The sequence below is a fragment of the uncultured Pseudoteredinibacter sp. genome (genome assembly GCF_947502065.1).
Classification (GTDB): Bacteria; Pseudomonadota; Gammaproteobacteria; order Pseudomonadales; family Cellvibrionaceae; genus Pseudoteredinibacter.
The window spans coordinates 76,217-87,975 of sequence record NZ_CANMYE010000010.1 but is presented as its reverse complement, the minus strand read 5'-3'; the positions used below and the strand labels follow the sequence as shown (position 1 = coordinate 87,975).

Genomic DNA, 11,759 nt, shown 5'->3' with positions numbered 1-11,759 from the left:
TCGTCGGTCGCATCCACCTGGAACACTTGGCCAATGGTCACGTTCTGAGTGGCGTTGTCGTAGTCCGCATCACCCGCGGTACCGTTGGTGAAGGTCACATCGACAGTGCCCGCCGCTGGGCTGGCAATTTCAACACCGGCCGGATCCAAAGCGATCACTTTATAGTAAGCCGCACCGCCTTCGTTGGAATCGTTCTCGCTGCCATCACCAATGATGTTACCGGCGCTGTCTGTGGCCACTACTTTTAGGGTCACGGTATCTGGGGTACCTGGAACTTCTGGTGGTACGCCTGGAGGGATGGTGCCGGTCGGTGAGCCCGCATCCACGATGGTACCCAAACCTTGTAGATCATGGCCGCTAGTCGCGGTATTGCCGCTCAAGTTGCTCAGATCCACCGTGTAAGTTTCATTACCTTCGGCGATGTAATCATCGGCGATGTTCACAGTAATGGTCGTGGTGGTTTGACCCGCTGTAATGGTGCCGCTGCCGTTCGCAATCGCGGTGTAATCCGCACCCGCTGTGGCGCTGCCATTATTGGTGTCAAAATCGAACGTTACATCTTGTGTGGTACTGTTCGACAAGCTCACTGTGAAGGTCATCGTGCCGGCGTCTTCGTTCACCGTCACATCATCAATCGATACGGTCGGTGGTACGTCGTCATCGTTGATGGTCGCTTCGGCACTTGGCGTGCGAGGCGTACCGCCCACAGTGACACCGGTGGTGGTGTCCACATTTTCAAACTGAGCCGCACCCGCGCCTACACCATCGATGGTGGCCGTGAAGGTTTCATTGTCAAAGTCAGCGTCTTGCGCGGTTGGAACCGTTACTGTGGTCTGGCTGTTGCCATTGGTGATGGTCACGGTCTGTGCGGTCGCGGTGTAGTCACCGTCTTCCGCCGTACCGTTAGCGAACACCACGTTCACTTCCATATCAGACGTCACGGTCACAGGGTTACCGTTCACATCAAACAGCGATACGGTAAAGACAGAGTCTGTGCCTTCCGTTACCGGACCATTGCTGTCGATCACCGCAAACACGGTATCTTCAGGACCTGGGTTCGGTGTTGGATCTGGGTGTGGACCTGGGCCTGGAGGCGTACCTGGAGTGGTCTCATCGTGGATGGTGGTTTCCACATTGTCGGTGCTGTTCGTTACCGCTTCATAAGCCGTGGTAATCGCACCAGCAATGGTGCTATTGGCACCCAAGCTCACGTTGTAGGTTTCTTCATCGTCCGAGATCAGATCGTCGGTCGCATCCACCTGGAACACTTGGCCAATGGTTACGTTCTGAGTGGCGTTGTCGTAGTCCGCATCACCCGCCGTATCGTTAGTGAAGGTCACATCCACCGTACCGGCTGCTGGGCTGGTAATTTCATTACCGGCTGGATCCAAAGCGATCACTTTGTAGTAAGCCGCACCGCCTTCGTTGGAATCGTTCTCGCTGCCATCGCCAATGATGTTACCGGCGCTGTCTGTGGCAACCACTTTGAGGGTGACCGTATCTGGAGCACCTGGAACTTCTTCTGGTACGCCCGGAGGGATGGTGCCGGTCGGTGAGCCCGCATCCACGATGGTACCCAAACCTTGTAGATCGTGGCCGCTAGTGGCGGTGTTGCCGCTCAAGTTGCTCAGATCAACCGTGTAGGTTTCATTACCTTCGGCGATGTAATCATCGGCGATGTTCACGGTAATGGTCGTGGTGGTTTGACCCGCTGTAATGGTGCCGCTGCCATTGGCAATCGCGGTGTAATCCGCACCCGCTGTGGCGCTGCCATTATTGGTGTCAAAGTCGAACGTCACATCTTGGGTGGTGCTGTTCGACAAGGTCACCGTGAAGGTCATGGTGCCGGCGTCTTCGTTCACCGTTACATCGTCGATCTCTACCGTCGGTGGTACGTCGTCATCGTTGATGGTCGCTTCGGCACTTGGCGTGCGAGGCGTACCGCCCACGGTCACACCGGTAGTGGTGTCCACATTTTCAAACTGAGCCGCACCCGCGCCTACACCATCGATGGTGGCCGTGAAGGTTTCATTGTCAAAGTCAGCGTCTTGCGCGGTTGGAACCGTTACTGTGGTCTGGCTGTTGCCATTGGTGATGGTCACGGTTTGTGCGGTCGCGGTGTAGTCACCGTCTTCCGCAGTACCGTTCGCAAACACCACGTTCACTTCCATATCAGAGGTCACGGTCACAGGGTTACCGTTTACATCAAACAGCGATACGGTAAAGACAGAGTCCGCGCCTTCCGTTACCGGACCATTGCTGTCGATCACCGCAAACACGGTATCTTCAGGACCTGGGTTCGGCGTTGGATCTGGGTGTGGACCTGGGCCTGGTGGTGTACCTGGGCTGGTTTCATCGTGGATGGTGGTTTCCACATTGTCGGTGCTGTTCGTTACCGCTTCATAAGCCGTGGTAATCGCACCAGCAATGGTGCTGTTCGCACCCAAGCTCACGTTGTAGGTTTCTTCATCGTCCGAGATCAGATCGTCGGTCGCATCCACCTGGAACACTTGGCCAATGGTTACGTTCTGAGTGGCGTTGTCGTAGTCCGCATCACCCGCCGTATCGTTAGTGAAGGTCACATCCACCGTACCGGCTGCTGGGCTGGTAATTTCATTACCGGCTGGATCCAAAGCGATCACTTTGTAGTAAGCCGCACCGCCTTCGTTGGAATCGTTCTCGCTGCCATCGCCAATGATGTTACCGGCGCTGTCCGTGGCAACCACTTTGAGGGTGACCGTATCTGGAGCACCTGGAACTTCTTCTGGTACGCCCGGTGGGATGGTGCCGGTCGGTGAGCCCGCATCCACGATGGTACCCAAACCTTGTAGATCGTGGCCGCTAGTGGCGGTGTTGCCGCTCAAGTTGCTCAGATCAACCGTGTAGGTTTCATTACCTTCAGCGATGTAATCATCGGCGATGTTCACGGTAATAGTGGTCGTCGTTTGACCGGCCGTAATGGTGCCGCTGCCATTGGCGATCGCGGTGTAATCCGCACCCGCGGTGGCGCTGCCATTATTGGTGTCGAAGTCGAAGCTCACATCTTGGGTGGTGCTGTTCGACAAGCTCACCGTGAAGGTCATGGTGCCGGCGTCTTCGTTCACCGTTACATCGTCGATCTCTACCGTCGGTGGTACGTCGTCATCGTTGATGGTCGCTTCGGCACTTGGCGTGCGAGGCGTACCGCCCACGGTCACACCGGTAGTGGTGTCCACATTTTCAAACTGAGCCGCACCCGCGCCTACACCATCGATGGTGGCCGTGAAGGTCTCATCATCGAAGTCCGCATCTTGTGCCGTTGGAACGGTCACGGTTGTGGTGCTATCACCCGCCGCTACAGTCACGGTTTGTGCGGTTGCGGTGTAGTCACCGTCTTCCGCGGTACCATTTGCGAACACTACGTTCACTTCCATATCGGAGGTCACGGTCACAGGGTTACCGTTCACATCGAACAGCGATACGGTAAAGACAGAGTCTGCACCTTCCGTTACTGGGCCATTGCTGTCGATCACCGCAAACACGGTATCTTCAGGGCCTGGGTTCGGCGTTGGATCTGGGTGTGGACCTGGGCCTGGAGGTGTACCTGGGCTGGTCTCATCGTGGATGGTGGTTTCCACATTGTCGGTGCTGTTCGTTACCGCTTCATAAGCCGTGGTAATCGCACCCGCAATCGTGCTGTTTGCACCCAAGTTAACCGTGTAGGTTTCTTCATCGTCCGAGATCAGATCGTCGGTCGCATCCACCTGGAACACTTGGCCAATGGTCACGTTCTGAGTGGCGTTGTCGTAATCCGCGGCGCTGGCAGTGCCACCGCCGAAGGTGACATCAACGGTGCCCGCCGCTGGGCTGGCAATTTCATTACCGGCCGGATCCAAAGCGATCACTTTGTAGTAAGCCGCACCGCCTTCGTTGGAATCGTTCTCGCTGCCATCACCAATGATGTTACCGGCGCTGTCTGTGGCAACCACTTTTAGGGTCACGGTATCTTCACTGGTAGGAGGCTCAGGTTGGCCTGGCGAGCCTGCATCCTGAATTGTCACCACACCCTGCAAATCACTGCCAGCAATATCAATGTTCGAACTGCTTACACTTAAATTTACTAAAAAGTTTTCGTCACCTTCTCGAACGAAGTCATCGTTCATGGGTACCGAAATTGTTGTGCTTAAAGTGCCGGCAGTTATCGTACCGTTACCCGAAGTAGTATCGAAGTCAGTGTCAGCAGTAGCTTCATTATTCGGATTAGAATCTTCATCTCCCTCATTAGTTTGGAAGCTGAAAGTTACATCACTGGAAACAGTTTGGCTTAATGAAACGGTAATTGAAATTGTGCCATCCGCTTCATTAACAGTGATGTCTTGCACCGATAAAGTCGGTGCTGTTTCGTAATTCACATCAACCGTAGCTGGATTTGATACATTGCCATCGTTATCTTCAATAGTGTATTGAATCGGCGTAGGGTCGCTGATAAATCCTGGCTCAGGCGTGAAGGTAATCGCGCCAGTAGTTGGATTCACCGACCATGTACCTTCACCAGCAACAGGCAAACTGCTTACCGGACCAGAAGGTCCAACAATTTGTACAGTCGTCGGGTCGATGTTGCCATCTGGGTCACTATCGTTGGCAACCACGTCAACGGTGACTGGCGTATTCAATGGATTACCATTACTTACATCATTAGTCGCAACCGGGGGCTGCACTGCGTAATCAATGGTGACCGTCGCAGTATTCGAAGTATTACCGTCGTTATCGTCAACGGTGTAAGTAATCGGCGTTGGATCAGCTGTGAATCCAGACTCAGGCGTAAAAGTAATTTCACCTGTGGTGGTATTGACCGTCCACTCACCTTCGCCAGCAACTACGAGTGAATCGCCAGCATTGCTGGTACCTGTGATTTGAACAGTGGCAGGATCTAAAGTGCCATCAGGGTCCGTATCGTTATCCAGTACATCAACCGTAACCGGGTTGTTGGTAATGCCATTTTCAGAATCGTCATTGGCACCTGGTTCTTGAGTACTGTAATCAACGGTTACGGTAGCAGTGTTTGATTCGTTGCCGTCGTTATCTTTAACCGTGTAAGTAATCGGCGTTGGATCCGAAGTAAAGCCAGCTTCCGGCGTAAAGGTAATTTCACCAGTGGTGGTATTCACACTCCACACACCTTCACCAGGTACAGTTAAAGAAGCACCTTCACTGGCGGTACCGACAATCTGTACAGTCGCTGGATCTAAATTACCATCAGGATCGTTATCGTTATTTAATACATCAACCGTAACTGGTTGATTGGTGGTATTACCATTGCTGCTATCGTTGCTCGCAACTGGAGGCTGAACAGCGTAATCAATTGTTACTGTCGCGGTATTTGAAACATTACCGTCATTATCTTCTACGGTATAAGTAATTGGCGTTGGATCGGAAGTAAAACCAGCTTCAGGGGTAAAAGTAATTTCACCGTTCGTGGTATTAACACTCCAGGTACCCTCACCTGCCACAACTAAACTCGCGCCAGCACCAGTAGAGCCAGTGATCGTTACACTAGCCGGATTTAAAGTACCGTCAGGATCGTTATCGTTGGCCAAGGCATCAACAGTAACCGGGTTATTTGTTACGCCGTTTTCACTATCATCACCCGCCGTTGGATCTTGTGCATCATAATCAACGGTTACGGTAGCTGGATTCGACACATTGCCATCGTTATCCTCAACCGTATAGGTAATCGGCGTTGGATCGGAAGTAAAACCAGATTCCGGTGTAAAGGTAATAGCACCTGTGGTTGGGTTAACAGTCCAAGTTCCCTCTCCAGGAACAGGCAAAGGATCACCTGGGTTAGTCGTGCCATTAATTTGTACGGTGCTAGGCTCTAGATTGCCATCAGGATCTGAGTCATTACCTAAAACATCTACAGTTACCGGTTGATTGGTCGTATTGCCATTACTGGTATCATTAGTGGCAACTGGCGGCTGCACCGCATAATCAATAGTGACCGTCGCGGTATTCGAAGTATTGCCGTCGTTATCATCAACGGTGTAAGTGATCGGCGTTGGATCGGCCGTGAAGCCCGCTTCCGGCGTAAAGGTAATTTCACCGGTGGTGGTGTTAACTGTCCACTCACCTTCGCCAGCGACTACTAGCGGATCGCCGGCGCTGCCGGTACCTGTGATTTGAACAGTCGCCGGATCTAAAGTGCCGTCAGGATCGGTATCGTTATCCAGTACATCAACCGTAACAGGGTTGTTGGTTACGCCATTTTCAGAATCATCATTAGCGCCTGGTTCTTGAGTACTGTAATCAACGGTTACGGTAGCAGTGTTTGATTCGTTGCCGTCGTTATCTTTAACCGTGTAAGTAATCGGCGTTGGATCCGAAGTAAAGCCAGCTTCCGGCGTAAAGGTAATTTCACCGGTGGTGGTATTTACACTCCACACACCTTCACCAGGCACAGTTAAAGAAGCACCTTCACTGGCGGTACCGACAATCTGTACAGTCGCTGGATCTAAATTACCATCAGGATCGTTATCGTTATTTAATACATCAACCGTAACTGGTTGATTGGTGGTATTACCATTACTGCTATCATTGCTCGCAACTGGTGGCTGAACAGCGTAATCAATTGTTACTGTCGCGGTATTTGAAACATTACCGTCATTATCTTCTACGGTATAAGTAATTGGCGTTGGGTCTGCTGTAAAACCAGCTTCAGGGGTAAAGGTAATTTCACCGTTCGTGGTATTAACACTCCAGGTACCCTCACCTGCCACAACTAAACTCGCGCCAGCACCAGTAGAGCCAGTGATCGTTACACTAGCCGGATTTAAAGTACCGTCAGGGTCGTTATCGTTGGCTAAAGCATCAACAGTGACTGGATTATTCGTTACACCGCTTTCATTGTCGTCGTTCGCACCAGGATCTTGTGCACTGTAATCAATAGTGACGCTTGCAGAATTTGACAAATTACCATCGTTGTCTTCAACGGTGTAGCTGATCGGCGTTGGATCGGAAGTAAAACCACTTTCCGGTGTAAAGGTAATAGCACCTGTCGTTGGGTTAACAGTCCAAGTTCCCTCTCCAGGAACTACCAGTGGATCACCTGGGTTACCAGTCCCGGCAATTTGAACCGTGGTCGGGTCTAAGTTTCCATCTGGGTCAGAGTCGTTACCCAAAACATCAACGGTTACTGGCTGATTTGTGGGGTTTCCGTTACTGGTATCGTTGTTTGCTACAGGTGGCTGTACGCCATAATCAATGGTAACTGTCGCAGTATTTGAAACATTGCCATCATTGTCCGCAACGGTATAGCTAATCGGCGTAGGGTCGGCTGTAAAACCGGCTTCTGGAGTAAAAGTAATTTCACCGGTTACGGTATTTACCGACCAAGTTCCCTCGCCCGGAACAACTAAAGGATCACCTGCTCCCGGCGTACCTACAATTTGTACGGTCGCTGGGTCTAGGGTTCCGTCCGGGTCGCTATCATTCGATAATACATCAACGGTTACCGGTTGATTTGTCTGGTTTCCGGTGCTGCTATCGATAACCGCTATAGGCGGTTGGGCCGTATAAGAAATAGTAACAGTTGCTGTATTCGAGCTTTCACCATCGTCGTCACTGACTACGTAATTAATTGGCGTAGGGTCAGCTGTAAAACCAGCTTCAGGCGTAAAAGTGATTTCACCTGTTGTGCTATTAACCGACCAAACACCTTCACCTGCAACAGTTAGGTCACTCCCAGGCGCTGGTGTACCAATGATTTGAACGGTGCTCGGTACAAGAGTGCCATCAACGTCACTATCATTAGCCAGAACATCTACCACCACTGGCTGGTTGGTTGAGTTACCACCAGAGACATCATTATTCGCAACCGGCGGAGCATTAGGATCAATTACAGTAATGTTTAATACTGAATCATCCGTATTTGGGCCATCGGTCAAGGTATATGTAACAGGAGGTGCAGAGCCCGAAAAAGATGGGCTCGCATCAAATGTATAACTACCATCTGAGTTAATTACAATAGAGCCGACCCCGGTGATATTAGCCGTTTCACCAGCTTGAAACTCATTACCATTAACAATAAAAGTTAGCACTTCCTCTGGATCTGGGCCATCAGGGTTAATCGTATTTGCTAAAACATTTCCACTGACACTTTGGCCTGACAAAACACTATTAGATTCGTCCGCATCTTCAAGAATGTTCGCCGCATCAACATTGATACGAATAATAGCAACATCGGTACTGCCATCACTGTCGGTCATGGTGTAAGTGAAAACATCTTCACCAAATACACCTGGGTTGGCAGTATAGGTGTAACTACCATCAGCATTAATGACGATGGTGCCTTTATCAGAGCTTACTTGTATACCAACGCCAGTATCGGAGGTTTCCGTTGTCTCCCCTGCTACAACGCCCACAACTGCGGGGGCACCAAAACCATCAGCACCAGCTATATCCGCTTCACCGTCGCTAGCATTGCTGTCACCACCAGGAATATCAACGCCCGTAATGACATTACCGGTAGCTACCAAAGAACTATCGATTGCATCTTCTTGATCTTCGGCGATTGGGGTGTCGTCAATGATATTAATAAGTAAGTTGCCATTAATATCGTCAGCCGCATTACCGTCGGAATCAACAATTTGAATTGGGAAAACATCATTAACTGGACCAGCACTATGATCGGCCGCATCAGTCAGCGTATAGGTGTAAGTAATTTGGGTAGCACTTACCGAAGTGATCACCAAAGTACCGTAAGTGCCTTGAATGGTTGTGCCTTGTACCTGGCCATTACTATCAATGACTTCAACTCCAGCAATAGTAACTGTCGCCGGACCATCACCAGGCAAATAATTTATTACGCCACTGGTAACCTCTACACCGCTGCCAGCATCTGTACCGTTTGGCAAGCCAGCTTCGTCAACCGTGTTTACTAAAGTGCCATCCGGGTTTTCACCTGGATCGGTCACTTCCAATAATGGAATACCATCAACATTAATAGTTAATGTAGCTGTCGAAGTATCATCATCTGAATCGATAATGGTGTAAGTAAAAACATCTGTTCCACTGGCATCTCGGTTTGGAACATAGTTGTAGCTACCGTCGGCATTAAGTGTCAGAGTTCCTTTATCAGAAACCAACTCTACACCCACACCTGAATTATCGGTAAGTTCTACTTCGGTATCACCAACAGCAACACCAATAACGATAGCATCACCAAAACCATTGATACCTGAATCATCGGCACTACCATCTAGTGCATTATCGTCACCACCGGCAAGGTCTATACCAGTCACGACATTGCCTGTTGCAACACCAATACTTGTTACTTCATCAAAATCATCAACCGCTTCTGGTGCTGAGTCGATAGGATCTGCTTGAGTATCAGCATCAGGAAAGGCATTACCTGGGGGAGTAGTCTCAAAGCCAGCTAATGGGATGGTTTCATCACCGGTCATAATGAAACGGACACCAGTGCCTGCTGAACTGCCATTAGTGCCACCACCTGTAGGCGCTGATCCAGCCGCGGTAGCCGGCAACAACTCTTCTAGACTTAAACCTTCTTCCAAGCCCTGCTGAAGCCGATCAAAATCAATGCCTTCTTCAACCGAGTCTTTAACTTCGTTTTTGCTTATCAGATCGAGCAAGCGCTGATCGATATCAACGCTTTGATTATGACCTAATACTAATAACCCGCCACCAGGGAACTTAACCACAATTGCCGCGCCTGCTTGTGTGGCGATCTTATCGCCGAGGCCAATCTTTTGCCCCATTTCAACCGCTGCGCCAGCATCCAGCACCACACCCTTAATAGCAACAACCGTTCCTCTATCCGCTACGGCATGCTCAGAGTTGGCCAAGTCAGTATTGGCTTGATTAGTATTTGAATTGTCATTTATAACAACGTTATCCGCCATAATCTTTTCCACTCAATATGGTCAAAGTATCGAAACGGGCGTCCCGCCCCTTCCATTTCAATTTTTAATACTGCAGATTTATCCTGCCAGCACTAACACACCCTAAAACTTGACTGGCAACTACCCAGCCTGACATTTACTGTCGTTGGTAAATCTATTTATCCAAATAAGCCAATCGGCAGCGATTCAGAAATATAAATACCATTGATCAGTAAACTACAACCCCAACAGACGTTACCGATAAAAGGACAAATCAATTTGCTTTTATCCCTGCCTGAAAGGACCGCGCCCGGCAAAGATAAGATCTTTCCGGGCTGCAACATTACTCATGTCGAACCTAAACTCCGCCAGCTATCGCTAAAGATCGACACCTAATTTTGGCAGTAACATTCCCATGGAGTTATAGACCCTAAGCTCCGCCAACTTTTTGTTGGACTCAGCTCTTATAAGATTACGTTTAGCGTCAACCACTTCATTTTCCGTATTCAAAAGATCAAGCAAAGTACGGCGCCCTATGTTGAACTGCTCAATATAGGCCTTTTTGGTAGCTTCGGCTGAATCCACATGCTGCTGCAAAAACTGCAACTGAGCACTTACCGATTCAAAAGCTGTCCAAGACAGGCGCAATCCCTCGACTACCTGACGGCGAGTGTTATTGCGTACATCCTTGGCCTCTTCCATCAGATAGCTTGTTTGCTTGCGACGAGCCTTATCGGCGCCGCCTCGGTAGAGGTTATAGCGCGCCCTGATGGCAATAACACCACGCTCATCTTCACCAACAACGCCACCAATATCTTCGTTCCAGTTTTGGTCAGCCTCTAAACGCACATCGGGATAAAACGCACTTTTTGCTGCGGCATGTTGCGCAATTGTTGCATCGATATCCGCATTTGCGGTTTTAAGCGTAGGGTGGTTTTCCAAGGCAATTGAGGTAGCCTCATCTATAGTAGATGGCAAGCTTTCTTGATTCGCTGGCATTGCCAACGCGCTCATATCAGGCATCGCACCCATTACGCGATAGTAATTTGTAACAGCATCTTTTAAATTCGCGTCCGCCACTACAACATTACTGTTCGCCAAAGCTAGACGAGCTGCTATCTGATCCAAATCAGCACCACTACCAACCCCTGAACGGTTTCTTAAAACCATCTGATCGTAAATGCTTTTGTGTTCTTGCAATGAGGCCTCAGCCAGCTTCATTAAATCGACTTGTGTCATCAAGGCTAGATAGACTTCACTGGCCCTAAGCGCAATAAGCTCTTGAGATGTTGTAAGCGAGTGGCTCGCACTATCCGTTCTGGCCTCTTGGCGACGGACTTCAGAACGGGTTGCAAACCCATCAAATATTAATTGACGCGCTGAGACAGAGGCTTCTTCACGAGTCAAATTAACTTCGTTTTGCCCCGTTGTCGGAGACTTGGTATTTTCACGCCCAATACCGAGCGCAACATCAACAGTAGGAAGGTAGCCTGCTTTCGCCCTTTGAACTTCCTGCTCACGTGACAGCAGCTGGTTCTTCGCAGCATTCACTTCTGGGTGTCCACTCAGAGCCTGTTGCAGCGCCTGACTAAACTCTTCTGCCTGAACCGCTGCAGCCCCCAAAAATCCCGATATCAACCCGATTATTGTAGTTTTCATAACCCTTTACTCGCGGCCCCCTTGCCTCGATCAACTAATGCCTTTTTAGTAGGAATTGTGAGGTTTTTCACAATCTTAGGGATTATAAGTGTTAAGTTCATCATAAAAAAGCCCACCAATTAGTTCCAATACCCATTCTATTGGCGTAAAGCATAGTTAATATTTGTCGGCTAAAACTACATTACTCTTCATTACGCCCAACAATCGAAAACCAAGAGACAT

The 11,759-nt window shown here is 49.7% G+C and carries 2 protein-coding genes; both read right to left on the bottom strand.

Annotation, left to right across the window (positions count from 1 at the left end; translation table 11 throughout):
- On the bottom strand, positions 1-9,899 hold a 9,899-nt coding region (locus tag Q1A41_RS18060; protein ID WP_299981859.1), incomplete at its 3' end, for an Ig-like domain-containing protein.
- 357 nt (positions 9,900-10,256) lie between these two features.
- A complete protein-coding gene (locus Q1A41_RS18055; protein WP_299981857.1) occupies positions 10,257-11,537 on the bottom strand; it encodes a TolC family outer membrane protein in 1,281 nt (426 codons plus the stop codon).
- Positions 11,538-11,759 lie beyond the last annotated feature (222 nt).